Source organism: Candidatus Hakubella thermalkaliphila (genome assembly GCF_013281975.1).
GTDB lineage: Bacteria > Actinomycetota > Humimicrobiia > Hakubellales > Hakubellaceae > Hakubella > Hakubella thermalkaliphila.
The window spans coordinates 1-1,109 of the sequence record NZ_BLRZ01000284.1 but is presented as its reverse complement, the minus strand read 5'-3'; the positions used below and the strand labels follow the sequence as shown (position 1 = coordinate 1,109).

The 1,109-nt window shown below is 45.3% G+C and carries 1 protein-coding gene and 1 pseudogene; both read right to left on the bottom strand.

The annotated features are described in order from the left end of the window. Positions 1–284 (bottom strand): annotated as a pseudogene (locus HW443_RS11605) (hypothetical protein); the annotation flags it as partial. A 537-nt stretch (positions 285–821) separates the two neighbouring features. Then, a complete protein-coding gene (locus tag HW443_RS11600) occupies positions 822–1,034 on the bottom strand; it encodes a DUF2281 domain-containing protein (protein ID WP_176226821.1) in 213 nt (70 codons plus the stop codon). Between the last annotated feature and the right edge of the window lie 75 nt (positions 1,035–1,109).

Sequence of the window (1,109 nt, the reverse complement as noted above, 5' to 3'; positions counted from 1 at the left end):
TGGAATTTGACCATTATATCGCTTTTGGTGATTTTTATGTTGGCGGTGGCATCGATAAAGTCTCTGAAGATATGTCGGGATTTGGCATTCTCATAGCCGTTTCCTATTTTTAAGGCCATAAGGCGGTATAGGCTGCTGGCCATCAGGGTAAGTTGAACATCCAGATTGACTTTCATGGCCACTGCTGAGGACAAAGCATCCCTGTGGAAGAAATCGATGCTGTCTTCAATGCGGTTTTCAATGATCAGGCGCCTGGCATAGCGTTGGATAAGTAATAAGCTCATAAATCAGAGCGTAAAACCAAGAAAATTAAGGAGTCGACGATAATTTTTGTTAGCGGTTATGGACTCCGTGGGAATCCAGGCTAATGAAGGAAATAGATGTTCAGCTAAAATCAGGGAAGTAGTCGCCCCCTGGCAAACTATGAGCATCAACTAGAAAATAGATAATCCTTTACTCTGGAGTGTTAGTCGCCGTTTAACTTTAAATGAGCCACTCTGAAAGACGCCTCTTGATACGTGCCAACCGGTGCTCAGAGATTTGCCCAAATGCTCCAAGAAGTAAGTCACCCGATACTACGGCCAAGCGACCAATTCGAATGACACTGGTAACCTTCAAACCGCTTTCGACAAAATCGTGGTCTCTATCCTGCACTACTTCATCAAACTCGGCAACGCAATGGCGGGTTTGGGATGAGATCATGCAGACCAACCAGTCATCGTACTGGCCGGGCAATTTTGCCAACAACTAAGCAGGACGAAGCTTGCCCTCTTCCAGGTCGGTTTGCGGGAATCGAAACAGAACAACTTGCCCTGCTCGTTTCATCCGAACACAACCTTCAAATCAGCAAGAGTATATAAGGGCTCTTCATCTTCCATCCCGCTCATAGCCGAAGAGAGAGATAATGAAGACCATTCTCGCGCTTCTTGACGTTCAGCTTTCATCAGCAGATAGCGGATAAAATCGAGTATTTCTTCCTGGAAGGAAGCGGGTAACTTTTGGACATCCTGATAAATCTTCTGGTCAAGTGTCATGGCAACTCTCCTTGAATTGTCGCTCAGTGTCTATTCAATTTTACCCCAACCTTACACAAGTAGACTTCCATCTTC